This window comes from Roseobacter sp. SK209-2-6 (genome assembly GCF_000169455.1).
Classification (GTDB): domain Bacteria; phylum Pseudomonadota; class Alphaproteobacteria; order Rhodobacterales; family Rhodobacteraceae; genus Pseudophaeobacter.
Map to the genome: position 1 here is coordinate 1 of NZ_AAYC01000013.1, position 19,118 is coordinate 19,118.

Annotated in this window: 18 protein-coding genes; 13 read left to right on the forward strand and 5 right to left on the reverse strand. The window is 58.3% G+C overall.

What is annotated here, in order from left to right; translation table 11 throughout:
* The 5 genes from RSK20926_RS17410 to RSK20926_RS17430 all read right to left on the reverse strand — a co-directional run.
* The coding region (locus RSK20926_RS17410) for a sulfatase-like hydrolase/transferase (RefSeq protein ID WP_008208735.1) at positions 1–1,470 on the reverse strand (1,470 nt) is incomplete at its 3' end.
* A gap of 159 nt (positions 1,471–1,629) precedes the next feature.
* Positions 1,630–2,766 carry a nitronate monooxygenase gene (locus tag RSK20926_RS17415; protein ID WP_008208737.1) on the reverse strand — a complete coding sequence of 379 codons (1,137 nt, stop codon included), beginning with the start codon at positions 2,764–2,766 and terminating at the stop codon, positions 1,630–1,632.
* A complete protein-coding gene (locus RSK20926_RS17420; protein ID WP_008208739.1) occupies positions 2,766–4,733 on the reverse strand; it encodes an acetyl/propionyl/methylcrotonyl-CoA carboxylase subunit alpha in 1,968 nt (655 codons plus the stop codon). The genes RSK20926_RS17415 and RSK20926_RS17420 overlap by 1 nt, the downstream gene beginning before the upstream one ends.
* Positions 4,734–4,750: 17 nt before the next feature.
* Positions 4,751–6,367 carry an acyl-CoA carboxylase subunit beta gene (locus RSK20926_RS17425; RefSeq protein WP_008208741.1) on the reverse strand — a complete coding sequence of 539 codons (1,617 nt, stop codon included), beginning with the start codon at positions 6,365–6,367 and terminating at the stop codon, positions 4,751–4,753.
* A gap of 62 nt (positions 6,368–6,429) precedes the next feature.
* The gene (locus tag RSK20926_RS17430) at positions 6,430–8,244 is read right to left on the reverse strand and encodes an acyclic terpene utilization AtuA family protein (protein ID WP_037255684.1); all 1,815 of its coding nucleotides are present in this window, start codon (positions 8,242–8,244) and stop codon (positions 6,430–6,432) included.
* Positions 8,245–8,498: 254 nt separating this feature from the next.
* Between RSK20926_RS17430 and pcaF the strand changes: the two genes are divergently transcribed.
* From pcaF to RSK20926_RS17495, 13 genes are all read left to right on the forward strand, one after another.
* The gene (pcaF, locus tag RSK20926_RS17435) at positions 8,499–9,701 is read left to right on the forward strand and encodes a 3-oxoadipyl-CoA thiolase (RefSeq protein ID WP_008208746.1); all 1,203 of its coding nucleotides are present in this window, start codon (positions 8,499–8,501) and stop codon (positions 9,699–9,701) included.
* Between the two features lie 30 nt (positions 9,702–9,731).
* Positions 9,732–10,709 carry a 1,2-phenylacetyl-CoA epoxidase subunit PaaA gene (gene paaA / locus RSK20926_RS17440; RefSeq protein WP_008208748.1) on the forward strand — a complete coding sequence of 326 codons (978 nt, stop codon included), beginning with the start codon at positions 9,732–9,734 and terminating at the stop codon, positions 10,707–10,709.
* 59 nt (positions 10,710–10,768) lie between these two features.
* Positions 10,769–11,053 carry a 1,2-phenylacetyl-CoA epoxidase subunit PaaB gene (gene paaB, locus RSK20926_RS17445; RefSeq protein ID WP_008208750.1) on the forward strand — a complete coding sequence of 95 codons (285 nt, stop codon included), beginning with the start codon at positions 10,769–10,771 and terminating at the stop codon, positions 11,051–11,053.
* Positions 11,053–11,826, forward strand: coding sequence for a 1,2-phenylacetyl-CoA epoxidase subunit PaaC (gene paaC / locus RSK20926_RS17450; RefSeq protein ID WP_008208751.1), 774 nt, complete (start codon positions 11,053–11,055; stop codon positions 11,824–11,826). The genes paaB and paaC overlap by 1 nt, the downstream gene beginning before the upstream one ends.
* Positions 11,827–11,948: 122 nt before the next feature.
* Positions 11,949–12,422, forward strand: a complete 474-nt coding sequence (gene paaD, locus RSK20926_RS17455; RefSeq protein ID WP_037255637.1) for a 1,2-phenylacetyl-CoA epoxidase subunit PaaD — start codon at positions 11,949–11,951, stop codon at positions 12,420–12,422.
* Between the two features lie 11 nt (positions 12,423–12,433).
* On the forward strand, positions 12,434–13,507 hold the full coding sequence (locus tag RSK20926_RS17460; RefSeq protein WP_008208755.1) for a 2Fe-2S iron-sulfur cluster-binding protein: 1,074 nt from the start codon (positions 12,434–12,436) through the stop codon (positions 13,505–13,507).
* Positions 13,508–13,533: 26 nt separating this feature from the next.
* Positions 13,534–14,295 (forward strand): Phenylacetic acid catabolic protein, encoded by a 762-nt coding sequence (locus RSK20926_RS17465; RefSeq protein WP_008208757.1) that lies wholly within the window; start codon positions 13,534–13,536, stop codon positions 14,293–14,295.
* A gap of 156 nt (positions 14,296–14,451) precedes the next feature.
* Positions 14,452–15,315 (forward strand): branched-chain amino acid aminotransferase, encoded by an 864-nt coding sequence (locus RSK20926_RS17470; protein ID WP_008208758.1) that lies wholly within the window; start codon positions 14,452–14,454, stop codon positions 15,313–15,315.
* A 126-nt stretch (positions 15,316–15,441) separates the two neighbouring features.
* Positions 15,442–15,897 carry a universal stress protein gene (locus RSK20926_RS17475; protein WP_008208760.1) on the forward strand — a complete coding sequence of 152 codons (456 nt, stop codon included), beginning with the start codon at positions 15,442–15,444 and terminating at the stop codon, positions 15,895–15,897.
* 186 nt (positions 15,898–16,083) lie between these two features.
* The gene (locus RSK20926_RS17480; RefSeq protein ID WP_008208763.1) at positions 16,084–16,647 is read left to right on the forward strand and encodes a NifU family protein; all 564 of its coding nucleotides are present in this window, start codon (positions 16,084–16,086) and stop codon (positions 16,645–16,647) included.
* A 37-nt stretch (positions 16,648–16,684) separates the two neighbouring features.
* On the forward strand, positions 16,685–17,281 hold the full coding sequence (gene tsaB / locus RSK20926_RS17485) for a tRNA (adenosine(37)-N6)-threonylcarbamoyltransferase complex dimerization subunit type 1 TsaB (protein ID WP_008208765.1): 597 nt from the start codon (positions 16,685–16,687) through the stop codon (positions 17,279–17,281).
* Entirely contained in the window at positions 17,274–17,699 is a 426-nt protein-coding gene (locus RSK20926_RS17490) for a GNAT family N-acetyltransferase (protein ID WP_008208768.1), read from the forward strand. The genes tsaB and RSK20926_RS17490 overlap by 8 nt, the downstream gene beginning before the upstream one ends.
* A 417-nt stretch (positions 17,700–18,116) precedes the next feature.
* Complete coding sequence (locus tag RSK20926_RS17495; RefSeq protein ID WP_037255639.1) at positions 18,117–19,115, forward strand: BMP family lipoprotein; 999 nt, start codon at positions 18,117–18,119, stop codon at positions 19,113–19,115.
* Positions 19,116–19,118 lie beyond the last annotated feature (3 nt).

The following is a 19,118-nucleotide window of genomic DNA, read 5'->3' on the forward strand; positions in this document are numbered from 1 at the left end:
GCGCTGATACATCAATGCAATGACCTCTTGGTGCTCCGCGCTTTGCCCCAAATCCACCAATTCCTGCGGATCCTCCTGCATGTCAAACAGCATCGGCGGCAGCCCGCCTTCGGCATGCATGAACTTCCAGCGCTGATCGGTCACCATGAAAAGCCGCGCATCCTTTGGCGCTAACCCCAGCTTTGCGCAGAGCGGCATGGTGGAATAGTCGAACTCGGCCACTGCGAAGTCCCGCCACTGCGGTGTTTCCCCATGCAGCACAGGCGTAAGATCACGCCCCTCCAGGATATGGCCAACCGGCTCGCCCCCTGCAAACTCCAGAAAAGTCGGTGCCAGATCGATGGCCTCGACCAGGGCATCAGACACGGAGCCCCGGGTGGCGTCAGCCGCTTGCCGCGGATCATAGACAATCAGCGGCACTTTGATCGAAGGCTCATGGAAAAGGTTCTTCTCCCCCAGCCAGTGATCTCCCAGATAATCCCCATGGTCCGAGGTCAGGACCACCATGGTATCCTCCATGCGGCCTGTCTCTTCCAGGTAGGCAAAGAGCCGGCCCATCTGGTCATCCGCTTGTTTGATCAGCCCCATATAGGCGGGGATCACCTTTTCGCGCACCTCATCGCGGCTGAAGGTCTTGCCGATCTGATTGTTCATCATGCCCGCAAAGACCGGGTGGGTGCCCTCGCGTTCCCCTTCTGAGCGGACAACGGGCAGCATATGCTCCGGGCCATACATATCGTGGTAGGGCGCCGGCACAATATAAGGCCAATGGGGCTTGATATAGCTCAGATGCGCGCACCAGGGGCCATCCTCCTTCCTGCGGCGCTCTTCCATGAACTCGATGGCCTTGGTGGTGAGCCAGGGCGTTTCGCTGTCTTCTTCGGCGATATTGGCGGGCTTGTCCGCATTGACCATGAACCAGCCCGAAGCGATATCATTGCCCTCGATGCCGGCATTGGCGAAATCATTCCAGGGGTTCTCTCCTGGATACCCCCTGTCCTTGAGATACTCATTATAGGGGCTGCGTTTCTGGTCATAGAAACCATCCGGCCCCTCGGCCCAAAGCCCATCGTCGCGCACATAGGGGTCAAAGCCGCATTCGCTCTGCCGCACACCTATCACACTGTCTGGCGCCAAACCCAGGCGCTCCATGCCCGCGGCATCAGCCACCATATGGGTCTTGCCAATCAGATGGCAGCTCATCCCTGCCCCGCGCAGATGATCCCCCATGGTCCATTCGCCTACTTTCAGCGGGTAGCTGTTGAACTGCACGCCATGGCTGGAGGGGTAGCGCCCGGTATAGCTCGACATCCGGGAGGAACCGCAGGTCGGCGATTGCACATAGGCCCGGGCAAAGCGCACCCCCTTGGCCGCAAGCCCATCAATATTGGGAGTATGCAGATGCGGATGCCCAGCACAGCTGAGGTAGTCAAACCGCAGCTGGTCAAACATGATATAGAGAATATTCATCGCAGGGCCTCTCCGTCTTGCGCTCTAAGCCTTGCACAACTATTAAACATGTGAAGCAAAATGGCGAGAGAGAAGAATCTCTCAGTGCCTCTCGCCTGGAAAAACCAGTATGCTTTGCCCAGAGTGAATAGCAACAAAGGGCCAATTCTTCACGCCCTGTTACTCCTCCAAGGCCGCTTGCAAGCGCTCAAAGGCATTCAGGAAATCTTCCTTGAACTCCTGGACCACTGCACCTGCCGACATCGACTGGTTCATCAGGCCCACGCCCTGCCCGACCCAATAGGTGGCCAGGCTTTGTGCGCCTTCATGCCCCTTCTGAGACATCTGATCTATCCGTTGCAAGGCGGGTTCGGAAACAAGAGTTTGCAAGGGCATCGGCAGAGGCTTGGGCGCATCTTTGCCCTCCCAGGCCTGGGTCCATGTGCTGACCAGTTGACGTGAGGGTTTCCCGGTTCTGGAACGTGAACGAGTGGTGTCGCGACTACTGGCCGCCAGCATTTTTCCCTTCACCACCGGGTTGGTCTCCGCCTCGGCAGTGGTTAGCCAGACCGAGCCGCACCAGGCCCCTGCCGCACCCATCGCCATAGCCGCTGCCATCTGAGCGCCGGTCGCGATGCCACCTGCGGCAAGCACAGGCACGCCGGATCCTGCAATCGCCTGCACCACCTCTGGCACTAGAACCATGGTCGAGATTTCACCGGTGTGGCCACCCGCTTCACCCCCTGCTGCGATGATCACATCCACACCAGCGGCAACCTGCGCGCGGGCATGCTCGGCAGTACCGACCAGAGCGCCCACCGCAACGCCCGCCGCTTTCCCGCGTTCCAGCATTTCCTTCGGCGGCAGGCCCAATGCATTGGCAATCAGCGCTATAGGATGGGAAAAGGCCACATCCAAGCTACGTCGCGCGCCCTCGGCGCTGATGTTTTCACGAAAAATCAATTGCTCGGCCCGGATCGGGTCCAGATCACCCGGCTCCACCCCATGGGACTGCAGGACCTCATCGGCAAAGTTCTTATGCACCTCAGGCACCATCGCCAAAATCTGGGCGTCGGGTATATCTTCACCCTTGGCCTCAAACTTGTTGGGCACAATCAAGTCCACCCCATAGGATTTACCCCCAACATGAGCGTCAATCCAAGCGAGCTCTTCTTCCAACTGCTCCGGAGACATCATGGCTGCCCCGAAGACACCCATTCCGCCAGCATTGGTGACCGCAGCCACCACATCTCGGCAATGAGAAAAAGCAAAGAGAGGAAACTCAATTCCGAGACGCTGACAAAGTTCATTGTTCATTATTCTGTCTCCTCAACTTCTATTTCGACCAAGACATCGCCCAGTTTGACCTGCGCCCCGGACTGGGCATGAATAAATCGGGTAACACCCGCGTTGTACGTCAGGATTTCATGCTGCATTTTCATCGCCTCCAACACGGCGATACGATCCCCGGCGGCGACCCGGTCGCCCGCTGCAACACAGATCTCCAGCAGGTTTCCATGCATTGGCGCACGGATTTCGCCACTCTTCTCTCCCCGATCGTCTGAGGCGCCAGCGCTTTGGAGGGTGACCTGAAACTGACGGTCGCCAAGCGCAACAAAGAGATTATCGCCTAAGATCAGCTGCCCCCGCAGATCGACCCGCCTACCATCCAGACGGATCTCCGCCGCGTCAAAGCAGACTGTGTGGCGCTTGTCCGCAATGGATGCCATCATTTCGCTACCATTTTGCTGCACCTGCACCAGTACGGGGCCGGACGATCCTTGCAAAGTCAGCCGGCTGTGTAGCGCGCCCTGGCTGGACCAGCCCAGCAGTTCCTTCGTGACGCCTGACTTACTTGCTGAACTCTCTTGCTGCCCCCGGAGGAAAAGAGCAGCGGCAAGGGCCAGATCTTCAGAACCCAGCTCTTTCTCCGGCGGAGCATCAAAATGCGTCCCGATAAAATCCGTTGTGGCCGCGCCCTGCGCAAACTCCGGATGTTGCAAGACTTGAAGCAGGAAGTCCCGGTTGGTTGTCGGCCCAAAGAGATGGCAATCCTGCAGCCCAGCAACCAATCTCTGGCGAGCCTCTTCACGATCTCTGCCATGGGCCACCAGCTTGGCCAGCATCGGATCATAAAAGGCAGAGATCTCCTGCCCGGTCGCAATTCCCGCATCTATCCGCAGACCCGCCCCCTTTGGCGAATGCCAGCGGTGGATCACCCCGGCCTGGGGCAAAAAATCCTGACCAGGATCTTCGGCATAGAGCCGGACCTCTATCGCATGGCCCTGCAGGGTGACTTCTTCCTGCTCCAACGATAGCGGGGCCCCCTCTGCACTGCTGATTTGCAGGGCAACCAGGTCCAGACCAGTTACCAGTTCCGTCACCGGATGCTCGACCTGCAGGCGCGTATTCATTTCCAGGAAATAGAAGTCGCCACTCTCATCCAGCAGAAACTCAACCGTGCCCGCCCCCAGATAGCCAATCGCGCGCGCCGCCTCGACCGCAGCCTTCCCCATGCGCGCACGCAGCGCAGGGTCCAGCGCCGGCGAAGGTGCCTCTTCCACAACTTTCTGGTGTCGGCGCTGCACAGAGCAATCGCGTTCACCAAGGTGGATCACATGCCCATGCACATCTGCAAGGATCTGGATCTCCACATGACGCGGGTTTTGGACAGCCCGCTCCAAAATCATCTCATCTGACCCAAAAGCAGAGAGAGCCTCACTCTTGGCCAGCTCCAGAGAAGAAGTGAAATCCGCCTCGGATGAAACCAACCGCATACCCCGGCCCCCACCACCGGCTGCGGCCTTGATCATCACCGGATAGCCGATCCGGGCGGCCTGTGTCTTCAAGGCTTCAGATGCTTGCTCAGCGCCTTCATAGCCCGGTACGCAGGGCACGCCCGCCTGCAGCATCTTGCCCTTAGCTGCAGCTTTGTTTCCCATCAAAGCAATCGCATCAGGCCTAGGGCCGATGAAAATCAGCCCCGCCGCCGCACAAGCGCTGGCAAAATCTGCATTCTCTGACAAGAAGCCATATCCTGGATGCACGGCATCAACACCCGCATCCAAGGCCGCCTGCACGATTTTTTCCGCATCGAGGTAGCTGGCGCCAACGGGTCCAGGACCAATAAGGATGGCTTGATCCGCAAATCGCCTATGCGGGCTATCCCGATCCGCTTCGGTGTAGACAGCAACACAAGCTATTCCCATGCTGCGGGCGCTTTGCATGATCCGCAGCGCGATTTCGCCGCGGTTTGCCACGAGGATAGAATTGATTTTCTGCATCTTTTTCTTCCCTCTTCTCAGGCTCGTGCCACGCCAAAGGCATTGGGGTTTAGGTCGCGCTTGCGTGCTTCCATGCAGGTTGCCAGGCAAAATCCGATGATGGCGCGGGTATCACGCGGGTCGATCATGCCCATATCGAGCATCCGACCAGAGGTAAAAAATGCGTCGGATTGATTGTCAAAATGTGCAGTGATCCCTGCGCGCTGTTTCGCCAAGCGTGCTTCGTCTACCTCTACACCTTTTCGCGCAGCTGTTCGGCGCGCGACCTGCTCCATTGTCAGTGCCGCCTGTTCGCCGCCCATCACACCCGTCATGGCATTGGGCCAGGTAAAGAGGAAATCCGCTCCAAAGGCATAGCCGCACATGCCATAGTTCCCGGCCCCAAAGCTGGCCCCTGTGTAGAGAGAGATCTTAGGCACGCGCAGATTGGTCACCGCCTGGATCATCTTGGAGCCATGCTTGATCATGCCCGCACGTTCATACTCCGTACCGACCATGTAGCCGGTGGTGTTTCCGAGAAAGACAACCGGCGTGCCAGCCTGGTCCATCGCCTGCAGAAAATGCGTCGCCTTGGTGGCTCCGTCTGGATCGATGGGACCATTGTTGCCCAAAATGCCTATGGCTTGCCCCATGAGATGGGCCTGCAGACAGAGGGTTGAACCCCCATAGTGAGGTTTGAAATCTCGCAGTTTGGACCCATCGACGATACGTGCCGCCAGCTCTCTCATGTCATAGGGTCTGCGATAATCCACCGGGACCACGCCTGCCAGCTCATCGCTGGCATAGATCGGCGCCTCATAAACAGATGGCTCCGTTGCGCAACTCTTCCAACCCAGCCCAGCCACCACATCCCGGGCAATCTCCAGCGCTTGGGCATCATTCTCGGCCAGATATTCCACCAGGCCGGTGACCTCCGCGTGCATCTCAGCGCCACCGAGATCCGCATCCTTGGCGACTTCACCGGTAGCCGCTTGCACCAGAGCAGCACCGGCCAACATCGCCATACCGTTGCCTTTGACCCCGATCACATAGTCCGAAAGCCCCGGCTGATAGGCACCACCCGCCGTCGATGCCCCATGCAGCACGGTGATCACTGGATTACCCGCTGCGGATAGCCGCGCAAGTCCCGCAAACATGCCGCCCCCGTGGGCCCAGAGTTCAACCGTGTAGCGCATCAAATCCGCACCAGCGCTTTCAACCAAGTGAATAAAGGGGAGCTTCTGCTTCAGAGCAATTTCGATCGCGCCCAGCGCCTTATCAACAGACTTACCAGTCATTGCCCCGGCATTGATGCCCGCGTCATCGACAAACACCATGCTCCGCACGCCGGAGACATAGCCAATTCCCAAGATGATCGAAGCACCAGGAACGGAAGTCTCAGGATCCGGATCATCCACCAGGTATGACGCCAGATTGAACAGCTCCAGGAATGGCATGCCAGGATCCAGCAAGGCGGCCAGGCGCTCCCTCGGAGAGAGCTGGCCACGTTTGTCAAAAACCGCTCTGCGCTCCTCGGATTTTGCGGCCGCACGCGCCTCAAGGTCGCGCATCCGCTTGACCAGGGCCTCCATGGCTTCACGGTTTTGCTGAAAACTCTCGCTCTCAGGGCTGATCTTGCTTTGAAACTGTGTCATTCAGCCGTCCTCATATTCGACTTCCTTGTTGCCCAGGCTAAAAGCTGCATCATCTAGAGCCCCTAGGCCCCAGCCTTCAGTAGGGCCGCATCTATTGCGATTGGTGCTGCGAGTAGGAGCTGCGCATAGCCTTTTGCCTGTGGGTCATTGCGAAGGCTGGAGGTCCCCCCCCCGCCCAGCGCCGCATGCAAAAGGATATTCATTGATTGGCTTCCAGGCAGAAAGAACCTTTCGATCTGCTCAGCCCTCCCCTCGCCCTGGAAATGGCCAAAAACCTTTTGCAAATGCGCCTCATTCAGACCTTTCCAGATCCATGGCATAAAGTCAGGTCTGCGGGCCAAGACACCGATATTGGCAATATCCCCTTTGTCCCCGCTCCGCGCCCAGGCCAGTTGCACCAATGGCACCTCAACAAGCTGTTCCGCCCAAGGCTCCACTGGCGCGCCCACAGGAGTGGGAGTGGACGTGGGACACGCGCTGGGAGTATCATCAAACGCTTCAGTGCCTGCCTCATCGGTTATGGTCAGTTTCAGCTGATCCTTTGGCGTCAGATAGGAAAACAGTGCGAGCACAGGTGTTGGTTTTGGCCGCGCTCCGGCAAAGCCGCTAAGGCCTGGCGGGGAGGTCAGGCCTAGGCCCGTCGCCTCTTTAAGGAAGAGGCCAACCGCGCGCGCATCAGGATGACGCACTGCGATCTTGACCGCGACCTCCCGCACATCTGTGTTTTGCCGCAAAAGCCCAAACTGGCTTTCGGTCCCGATAATCTCAACACTGGTGTCGGCAAAATCCGGCGCCTGCATTCGGGCAAGCGCCGCACGGCACCGGGACAAAACAGTCTTCGCAAAATGCTCTGCCTTCGCCTCTGCCTCCAACCCATAGAATGTAAAGAGATGCCCAGAACGATATCCATCTGACCAAGTCAGGCAGGTCTTGTAGCTCTGTGGCGCGCTATAGCCCTTGGCCCCGGTGACCAACACTCTGTTCTCGCCGCGATCCTCCAGAACCACATTAGAAAAGTCGCAGGTGACATCGGGCAACACATAGGCCTGCGGATCCCCGATCTCATAGAGCATCTGCTCGCCAACTGTCGCCCGGCTGACCAGTCCACCTGAAGACTTTGGTTTCGTAACTTCGAACTCTCCGGTGGCTGAGATTTCTGCAATCGGATAGCCAATCTCGCCGGAAGCCTCTAGCGCCTCTCGCCAGTCGGTAAAATTGCCACCGGTTGCCTGTGGTCCGCACTCGAGAATATGGCCCGCAAGGCTGCCAGCGGCGAGAGCATCCAGATCGCTCCTTTGCCAGCCAAAATGGTGAATTGCCGCGCCGAGTGTAACCGCGCTGTCGACGCAGCGACCAGTTACCACGATATCGGCGCCCCTTTCCAATGCTCTGGCGATTGGGAAAGCCCCAAGGTAGGCATTGATGCTGGCAATCTGTGCGACAGGAGGCATGGGGGCAGAGGAGAACATATCTCGTGGCGCGCCCTCCGCGATCTTCTCACGTTGTGCCAAGAGGTCATCCCCTTCGACCACCGCGACCTTCAGATGGAGCCCCTGCCGCTCAATCTCCTGCCGCAAAGCCGCAGCACAGGCCTTTGGGTTCACTCCTCCGGCATTGGAAACGATCCGCACGCCCTGACGGGCAATCTCCTGCAGGTTAGGCACCATGGCAGAGGTGACAAAATCCGTTGCAAAGCCCGCTGTCGCATCCTTGGCGCGCGCGCGTGCCAGAACGGCCATCGTGATTTCAGCCAGGTAGTCATAGACTATGAAATCAAGATCCCCCTCTGCGAGGAGCTGTGGCGTCGCCATGGCAGCATCACCCCAGAAGCCGCTTGCCCCTCCGATACGCAATTTTCTTGTTTCTGACTGAACCATTGCAGCTTCCTCCAAACGGCCAACAATCACAGACCGATCGTTCTGTTTCCAGCATGGCTGAGCCGATCTACCCCTGGCAAGCCCAATTGGCTGCACAAAAGAAAGGACGTTAAGTCATCATCGGCGTTAATGTTACAAAAATTTCACCACTTACGATTAACTCGTTACGTTTCTCTTGCCACGAATCATTCTTCAGCCTATTACCGACCCAACGGTCGGCTTTTCTTGCCGCCAATCCAGGAGACGCGAACACCATGGATGCATTCATTTGCGATGCCACCCGCACCCCGATTGGCCGCTACGGCGGCGCTCTTTCCCAGGTCCGCACCGATGATCTGGCAGCAGCCCCGATTGCAGCTCTTGCAGCGCGCAACCCACAGGTGGACTGGGCCAGCATCGACGACGTGATTTTTGGTGATGCAAATCAGGCTGGTGAAAGCAACCGCAACGTCGCCCGCATGGCCGCCCTTCTGGCCGGTCTGCCAGTGGATGTGCCCGGTACCACCATCAACCGCCTTTGCGCTTCGGGCATGGATGCAGTGGGCATGGCCTCACGCGGGATCCGCGCTGGCGACTATGACATGGCGATTGCTGGCGGCGTCGAAAGCATGAGCCGCGCGCCATTCGTGATGCCCAAGGCCACATCGGCCTTTACCCGCGCCAATGCGGTCTACGACACCACAATCGGCTGGCGTTTTGTGAACAAGAAGATGCAGGAAATGTATGGCACCGACTCGATGCCGCAGACTGCCGACAATGTGGCAGAGGATTACGGCATCAACCGCGCCGATCAAGACGCCTTTGCCGCTCGCAGCCAGGCCCGCTGGGCCGCCGCGCATGAAGCAGGCATTTTTGCCGATGAAATCACCGCGGTCTCGGTCCCGCAGCGCAAGGGTGAGCCGATTGTGGTCGACACTGACGAACACCCCCGTCCCGGCACCGATGCTGAGAGGCTCGCCAAGCTGAAGGGCGTCAACGGTCCCGACCTAACTGTCACCGCAGGCAATGCCTCTGGTGTGAACGACGGCGCTGCCGCTATCCTAATGGCCAATGAGGCCGCAGCCGCCAAGAACGGGCTCAATCCCATGGCGCGCATCGTCGGTATGGCCGCCGCTGGGGTTGAACCCCGTGTCATGGGCATTGGCCCGGCACCCGCCACACGTAAAGTGCTGGCGCGCGCGGGCCTTAGCATTGAGCAGATGGATGTGATCGAGCTGAATGAGGCCTTCGCCAGCCAGGGGCTTGCTACCCTACGCGAACTTGGCATTCCCGACGATGCGCCCCATGTTAACCCTAACGGCGGCGCCATTGCCCTTGGCCACCCGCTTGGCATGTCCGGCGCGCGGCTGGTGCTGACCGCCGCCTATCAATTGCAACGCACTGGCGGGCGCTATGCGCTCTGCACCATGTGCGTCGGCGTGGGACAGGGCACCGCCCTGATCCTGGAACGCGTCTAAGCCAGTCAATCCCAAAGGGAGGAGCAAGTCATGTATGCACAGATGGTTCAGTCCGAAGCCTCAAAGGATGATCCCGAGAAACTGGCCGAATTTCAGGCTCGTATCGATGCCGGGGAGAAGATCGAACCCAAGGATTGGATGCCTGCCGGTTACCGCAAGACCCTGATCCGCCAGATCGGCCAGCACGCCCATTCCGAGATCGTCGGCCAGCTGCCCGAAGGCAATTGGATCACCCGCGCCCCAACTCTGGAGCGCAAGGCGATCCTGCTGGCCAAAGTGCAGGATGAGGCGGGCCATGGGCTGTATCTGTACTGCGCAGCCGAAACCATGGGCGTGTCGCGCGACGAGCTGACAGAGATGCTCCTGGATGGGCGGATGAAATATTCCTCTATCTTCAACTACCCGACGCTAAACTGGGCCGACATTGGCGCGGTGGGCTGGCTGGTGGATGGCGCTGCCATCATGAACCAGGTGCCGCTGCAGCGGACCTCCTTTGGCCCCTACTCCCGCGCCATGATCCGCATCTGCAAGGAAGAGAGCTTCCACGCGCGCCAGGGCTTTGATGCCATCCGCAAGATGGCCGAAGGCACGCCTGCGCAAAAGAAAATGGCCCAGGACGCAGTCAACCGCCTCTGGTTCCCGGCGCTGATGATGTTCGGGCCTTCGGACAAGGACTCCACCCATTCGGAACAGTCGATGAAGTGGAAGATCAAGATCAACACCAATGACGAGCTGCGCCAGAAGTTTGTCGACCAGACGGTGCCGCAGATCGAATTCCTGGGTCTCGACCTGCCCGATCCGTCAATCAAATGGAACGAAGAGCGCGGCCACTATGACTACAGCGACCCGGACTGGGCGGAGTTCTTTGATGTGATCAAGGGCAATGGCCCCTGCAATGTCGACCGCCTCGCGGCCCGCAACAAAGCCTGGGACGAAGGCCAATGGGTGCGCGACGGGCTCTTGGCCCATGCCCGCAAAAAGGCCGCCGCCAAACACGCCGCCGAGTAACACGCAATTCATGCGGCAGGCCTTTCGAACGGCCCCCGCAACAGCCAGGAGAACGAGCTATGAAAAATGAATGGCCCCTCTGGGAAATCTTTATCCGCGGCCAGCACGGGATGAGCCACCGTCATGTTGGCTCTCTGCATGCGCCGGACGCCGCCATGGCGATCAAGAATGCCCGCGACGTCTATACCCGCCGCAACGAAGGCGTGTCGATCTGGGTTGTCGAAGCCAATAACATCGCGGCCTCCTCACCCAGCGACAAAGGCCCGCTTTATGAGCCTTCGGAATCCAAAGTCTACCGCCACCCGACCTTCTTCGACATTCCCGACGAAGTGGGGGCAATGTGATGGCTGCTGCACTCACACAAAATGAGGCGCTGCTGCAGTTCCTCTTGCGCATGGGCGACAACACTCTGATCCTGGGACACCGGGTCAGCGAATGGTGCGGCCACGCGCCTGTCCTGGAAGAGGACATCGCACTGGCCAATACAGCACTGGATCTGATTGGCCAGACCCAGATGTGGCTGGGCCTCGCTGGTGAGGTGGAGGGGACGGGCAAATCCGCCGATGAACTGGCCTTCCTCCGCGACGCCTGGGATTTCCGCAATGTGCTGCTGGTCGAAGTGCCCAATGGCGATTTTGGCCGCACCCTGATGCGCCAGTTCCTGTTTGATGCCTGGCATTCGATCCAGCTGGGTCATCTGATAAAATCCTCTGACGAGCGCGTTGCAGCGATTGCGGCCAAGGCCTCGAAAGAGGTGACCTATCACTTGGAGCGCTCTGCGGACACGGTTGTCGGCCTGGGCGATGGCACCGAGGAAAGCCATGGCTACATGCAGGCGGCACTCGACTACCTTTGGCCTTATGTGGGCGAAATGTTTGCCTCCGATGAAGTGGACGCAGCTTTGGTTGCAGTAGGTATTGCACCGGACCCTGCCTCGCTGCGTGCCGATTTCGATGCCCTTGCAGGCCGCGTGCTGAAAGAGGCAACGCTGACCATCCCCGACAGCAGTTTCGGGCACAAGGGCGGGCGCAACGGCAAGATGCATACCGAACACCTGGGTCACCTGCTGACCCAGATGCAATGGCTGCAGCGCGCCTATCCCGGCGCCAAGTGGTAGGTAGGGCATCAATGATCTGAGGGCAGCCCCGACCTCGAGTGGGGGTGAAGCCCCCTCCCGTGGGGGAGGTCGGGGGCTGCCCGGCCTATCGTCCGGGCAATCTTTCCGGGAAGGATAATCGCATGAGCCAAGTCACTACTCAGCCAAGCGTGGACCAGATCTGGGAATGGCTGGATGCCGTTCCCGATCCGGAGATCCCCGTGATCAGCCTAGTGGATCTGGGCATCATCCGGGACGTGGAATGGCAAGGTGAAACGCTTGTTGTCGCGGTAACACCAACCTATTCGGGCTGCCCTGCCACCGCCATCATCAATCTGGATATCGAGACCGCTTTGCGCGACCGTGGGCTTGAGAAGATCCAGTTGAAGACGCAGATCGCTCCGCCCTGGACCACCGATTGGCTGAGTGAAAAGGGCCGCTCCAAACTGGAAGAATACGGTATCGCCCCGCCGCAGCCCGCAGGCGGCCCCGAACGCTGCCCCAATTGCAAAAGCACAAATCTCACCCGTGTGAGCCAGTTCGGCTCCACCCCCTGCAAGGCTCACTGGCGCTGCCAGGACTGCCTGGAACCCTTTGATTATTTCAAGTGCATCTGAGGAGATCTTCGATGGCGCGCTTTCACGAACTTGAAGTCACCGATGTCCGCAAGACCATCCGCGATGCGGTGGTTGTCACGCTAAAGCCTGTGAATGGCGCAGCGGCGGAGTTTGAATTCACCCAAGGCCAGTATCTGACCTTCCGCCGCGATTTCGACGGCGAAGAGCTGCGCCGTAGCTATTCTATCTGTGCGGGCAAGGACGAGGGCGTGCTGCAGGTCGGCATAAAGCGGGTCGATGGCGGTGCCTTTTCGACCTGGGCCAATGCTGACCTGAAAACGGGCGACCGCCTGGAAGCTATGCCCCCCATGGGTAGCTTTTTCACCCCGCTGGATGCGGGCAGCGGCAAGAATTATCTGGGCTTTGCCGGCGGCTCCGGCATCACGCCTGTCCTGTCGATCCTGAAGACCACCCTGGCGGCAGAGCCGGAGTCCTCCTTTACGCTGGTCTATGCCAACAAGGGCGTGAACACGATCATGTTCCGCGAGGAGCTGGAGGATCTGAAGAACCTCTATATGGGCCGCTTCAACGTGATCCACATCTTGGAGAGCGACGCCCAGGAAATCGACCTTTTCACCGGCCTGGTGACAGAAGAAAAATGCGCCCAGCTCTTTGAGCACTGGATCGATATTGAAAGCACCGACACTGCCTTTATCTGCGGACCCGAGCCGATGATGCTGGGCATCGCCAGTGCCCTTCGCAATGCAGGATTGGACGACGCCCAGATCAAGTTCGAGCTCTTTGCCTCGGCTCAGCCAGGCCGCGCCAAGCGTAAGGCTTCTTCTGCCGAGGACAGCCGCGCGGGCAACCAGGCCCAGATGGCCATCACCTTGGATGGCGCCACCCAAACGCTGGAAGTCAGCAAGGACATGACGGTGCTGGATGCAGCACTCGGCAATGCGATGGACGCACCCTATGCCTGCAAGGCTGGCGTCTGCTCCACCTGCCGCTGCCGGGTACTGGAAGGCGAGGTGGAGATGGTCGCCAACCACGCGCTGGAGGACTACGAGGTCGAAAAGGGCTATGTGCTCTCCTGCCAGGCCTATCCTGTCACAGACAACGTTGTTGTGGACTACGATCAGTAAACCGTTTTGCGAGGGAGGATTACCCCATGGCTGAAGACATGAGCATTGAAAGCTACCTGGCGCAGGGCGGCAAACTAAGCAACCCCGCAAACGTGCCACCGCGCTACCGCGCGGAACTGTTGAAACTAATGACCAGCTTTGTGGACAGCGCCCTGGCCGGTGCCGCTGGTTTTGCGGATGTCATCAACGAAGGGCCAGGCATCAAGGCCCGGATCGCCGCCGCAAAGATCGTGCTGGAGAAAAGCGATAACGCTTATCAGGTTTTGCGACTCCTGGGCGAATTCGGTGCCGACACCAGGCGCTATGAAACACGGCACCCCTGGGCTGCCCGACTGGAACGCAGTGCCGATATTGGGCAGCGCAGAAGCAGCCAGGACATGCGCCTTGCGGTCTTCAACTACCCGCTCAAGGACTGGAGTGACGCGGTTGTCATGAACTTGCTCATGGGACGTGCGGTCACGCTGCAGTTGACGGAATACTCTCAGGTTTCCTATCAGCCGCTCGCAGAGGTCTTTCGCGCCATCGCGCCGATCGAAACCCATCACGCCGAGCTGGCAGAAGAGGGTTTGGCACAGTTGGTAGAGCAATGCGAAAAAGACGCGTTGCAGGCCTCCGTTGACTATTGGCTCCCGCGTGTTGCGGCCAGTTTTGGCACCGGAGACTCCGCCAAGTTTGAGGCCCTCAAGGCCTTTGGTCTCCGTCAGACTCCGAATGAAGATCTGCGAGCACACTGGCAGGCGGTTGCGGCGGAAACTCTGGGGAAACACGGGCTATCCCTCAATCTGTGATCAGGATGGGGCGGCGTGCTCTGCCCCTTCAAAACAAGATCAAATGTTTCCTTGGGCTGGTTTCGCACAATAGCACTGAAGAAAGGGTCTGGCCCTCTGACCTTTTCTTTCTTAGGCTCCGGAGCACAGGCATCTCCGGCAAGAGGAAACACAAGCATGGCAGTGGGCAAAACAATCCGCACCTATTTTCAAGGCGCTTGGCATGACGGTGATCTCCCTGTCATGAAGGCTGCCGACCATGGAATGTGGCTTGGGTCTTCGGTTTTTGACGGCGCGCGTTTCTTTGACGGAAAGCTGCCCGATCTGGATCTTCATTGCGCCCGAACCAATGCCTCAGCAGAGGCCCTGATGATGGCGCCCACTGTTGGCGCTGATGAGATGGTCGAGATCATCCGCGAGGGGCTGGCAGGCTTTGCCTCGGGTGCTGCTATCTATATTCGCCCCATGTACTGGGCCAGCGCTGGGGATGCCACGCTGATTGCACCGGAACCCGACAGCACCCAATTTGCCATCAGTTTGGAAGAAATCCCGATGGCCCCGGCAGAGGCAAGCCTGACACTGACCCGCACCCGTTTTCGTCGACCCGTTCAGGAAAGCGCGGTGGTCAACGCCAAGGCGGGCTGCCTATATCCCAACAACGCGCGCATGCTGCGCGAAGCGCGCTCCAAGGGGTTTCACAACACCCTGACCTGCGACGTGATGGGCAATGTAGCCGAAACCGCAACCGCCAATGTCTTTATGGTCCGAGACGGCGAGATCTTCACCCCTGTGCCCAATGGAACATTCCTGGCTGGGATCACCAGAGCCCGCCACATATCCAATCTGCGGGCCGATGGGTATACGGTCCATGAAGGTGTCCTGTCATACCAGGATTTTGAAGCCGCAGATGAGGTCTTTACCTCGGGGAATATGAGCAAAGTCACTCCGGTGACCGCATTTGATGATCGCCAATATCAAGTTGGGCCAGTGGCAAAGCGCGTGCGGGAACTTTATTGGGACTGGGCCTCAAGCCAGCAGTGAGACCTTCGTCAGAACAGCTGACATTCAAGGCCAGTGCGTCAAGAATGATAAGTCCTGTTCGCGCGCTCTATTGCACCGGCCCTCCGCTTGGGTCATGATCCAACCTGCAACAATCAGAGGCCGAAAATGCGCAAATTTCTTGTTGTTCTGGATGACAGCCGCGAATGCCTAAATGCGATGCGCTTTGCGGCTATGCGGGCTGCAAAGACTGGCGGTGGTGTCGCCATCCTCTCCATCATTCCACCAGATGATTTCAACCACTGGATCGGAGTTGGAGAAGTAATGCGCGAAGAAGCCAGAGAGCGGATACATGCCCATTTCGAGGTCTTCGCCAAATGGATGCGCGACCGTCAGGGCGTGGACCCAGAGCTGGTAATCCGTGAAGGTGATGCGGTTCCGGAGATCATGGGGCAAATCGAGTCTGATCCGGAAATCGGTGTCTTGGTCCTTGGCGCAGGGACTGACAGAAAAGGACCGGGCCCATTGGTCAGCCAGCTCAGCAAGAGCTCCGGTAGCCTGCCCGTTCCCATTACAGTCGTTCCTGGGGATCTGTCCAAAGAGCGCCTTGAAGCGATTACTTAGCAAAGAGCATTCTGGTCTGTCTGAGACAGGCCGGAATAGTCAACTTAAGAATAGGTTCAGTTTCGCTTCTAGCGCGGGTTCTTCAAAGATGGTTGTGCCCCGTCACCAATCAGTTTAGAATGGTTCTAAATGTTGACTCTGATCTCACCAGGGCGCATATCGTGACGACAGTCTTTGGAGGCTCCGATGTTCATTCAGACAGAATCCACCCCAAACCCGGCAACACTCAAGTTTCTGCCAGGCCAAACCGTCCTTGAAACAGGAACGGCAGATTTCCCCAATGCCGAAGCTGCAGAGAACTCCCCTCTGGCACAAAGGGTTTTTGCCGCCGCTGGGGTAACCGGTGTGTTTTTTGGCAATGATTTCGTCACAGTGACCAAATCTGAAGATGTGGAATGGGATCACATCAAACCGGCAATCCTTGGCGCTATAATGGAGCATTTCCAATCGGGTCAACCGGTGCTGAATGCCGGTGGTGCGCAATCGTCTGGCCATGCTGAGCATAGCGGTGAAGACGCAGAGGTTGTGAACCAGATCAAAGATCTGCTGGATAGCCGGGTGCGACCAGCAGTGGCACAGGATGGGGGCGATATCACCTTCCATGGCTTTGATCGCGGCGTTGTCTATCTCCATATGCAAGGCGCCTGCGCGGGCTGCCCCTCTTCGACCCTGACCTTGAAAATGGGCATCGAAAACCTACTGCGCCATTATATTCCTGAGGTCACGGAAGTGCGCCCGGTCGCTGTTTGACCATAAGCGCTTCCCATCGCTTGAAAGAGGGGTATGGATGGCTACTGAGCCCTTAGTTCTGGCCTTTGATTGTTCGGCCGCGCATTGCGCGGCCGCTTTGCTCAAGGGAGATCAGGTCCTTTGCGAGCGCCTAGAGGAAATGAACCGTGGTCAGGCTGAGCGGCTGATGCCGCTCTTGGAAGAACTTCTGTTTGACTGCGCACAGAGCTGGCAGGATCTGGATGCGATTGGTGTCGGCGTTGGTCCCGGGAATTTTACCGGCATCCGCATCGCCGTTTCAGCAGCGCGTGGGCTCGCATTAGGTTTGAACAGGCCAGCAGTTGGCGTTTCTGGCCTGGAAGCCAGACAAAAACCTGGCGTCCTGCCCGCCGTCCCCGCCCCCCGCGATCAGGTCTACATAGAGATGCCAGGGGAAGCACCGCGTCTTACCTCTTGCGCTGAGGCAGAGGAATGCGCACGCGGTGCCGCGCTAGCCTTTGCGCCTGTTGCCTCCCCCGTTGATTTGGCTCGCCGTATCGCCGAACTCACCCGAGACAGATACCAAAAGACTTCAAGCCCACCAGCGCCGCTCTACCTTCGCGCGGCTGATGCAGCCCCAGCCCGAGACTTGCCTCCAAAGCTTCTCGATGACTGAAATTGCAACATCAGCTGAGATGGCGACCACGCATCAGCTTACCTTCACCCGGTCGCGCCCCTGGACGCAAGCAGAGTTCGAAGCGCTCCTGGAAAGCCCCCTGGTTTTCGCCACTGGTGACGCAAAGTGCTTTGCCATGGTGCGCGTGATCGCCGATGAAGCGGAATTGCTCACCCTAGCAACGCATCCCAAGTACCGCAGGCAGGGACTGGCTATTGTGGTGATGCAAAACTGGCATAGGCGGGCTCTACAGCGGGGCGCGAAGACCGCTTTTTTGGAAGTCGCGTCCGACAATCAGCCTGCCCTCTCTCTCTATCGTTCCTGCGGCTATGAGGAAACCGGCCTGCGCAAGGCCTATTACGCCCGAGGCGATGGTTCTGCTGCAGATGCCATTCTCTTACGGCGAAGCCTAATATAGGTCCCTCATATATCTGGTTTTCAAGATACTGTTTCAAAAATTTCTGAAAGAACGCTCATTGAGTGCTGGATTTTCGAGGGAAATCTGCTTGAGCCAAAGCACGACAACCGAGCCAAGAATGTTACCGAATCTGTGCGTATATCGACAGATTCTGGTAGCGCTACCGGCATTTTAGATGACTTGCTATGCTTTCCAGCCCCTACTCGAAATCTGCGCAAAGGCAAGCAAGGACTTGCGCTAACGCAAGGAAGTCGGCAATTGGCGCCAATTGCACCCCCGGAATCTAACTAATTGGTCAAAAAGCGGTTGACCCTATGCCCCAGCTCACTGCTAAATTGCCGCACCTTTTTGGCTCAAAAAAGCCAAGCAGTGGCACCAGCTGCTGCATCCAACAAAAATGAAAATGGGAGTAACCTGATGACTCTGATGAAATCGCTGATGGGCGCGGCTGCGTCTTTGGCTCTGACAGCTGGTGCCGCATTGGCGGAACCTGCGCTGATCTTCGACCTGGGCGGAAAATTCGACAAGAGCTTTAACGAAGCTGCCCACAATGGTGCGAGCCGCTGGGCGGAAGAAACCGGTGGCAGCTACCGCGAAATCGAACTGCAGTCCGAAGCCCAGCGTGAGCAGGCGCTGCGCCGCTTTGCCGAAGCAGGTGCAAACCCGGTTATCACCATGGGCTTTGCCATGGCAGATCCTCTCAGCACTGTTGCGGCGGACTACCCTGACACCAAGTTTGTTGCGGTCGACGTGACCTGGTTGGACGCAAACAACATCCGCCAGATCGGCTTTGCCGAGCATGAGGGCTCTTACCTCGTTGGTATGATGGCAGCGATGGCGTCGAAGTCCGACACCGTTGGCTTTATCGGCGGTATGGATATCCCCCTGATCCGTCACTTTGCCTGCGGCTATGCCCAAGGTGCCAAAGCCGTAAACCCTGACATCAACATCGTTGCAAACATGACCGGCACCACCCCTGCGGCCTGGAATGACCCGGTAAAAGGCTCCGAGCTGACCAAAGCGCAGATCAGCCAGGGTGCTGATGTGATCTATGCTGCCGCCGGCGGCACCGGTGTAGGCGTTCTGCAGACTGCGGCGGATGAAGGCATCCTGTCGATCGGCGTAGACAGCAACCAGAACCACCTGCACCCTGGCAAGGTCCTGACCTCTATGCTGAAGCGCGTGGACGTGGCTGTCTATGAAGCCATGAAAGCCGGTACCGATCTTGAAACCGGTGTCTTCACCATGGGTCTGGCCGAAGAAGGTGTGGGCTATGCACTGGATGACAACAACGCTCCCCTAGTCTCCAGCGACATGCAGAGCGCAGTTGACGATGCCCGTTCGAAGATCATCAGCGGCGACATCAACGTGGCCAGCTACTACGAAAATGATAGCTGCCCAGCCCTGAGCTTCTGATCT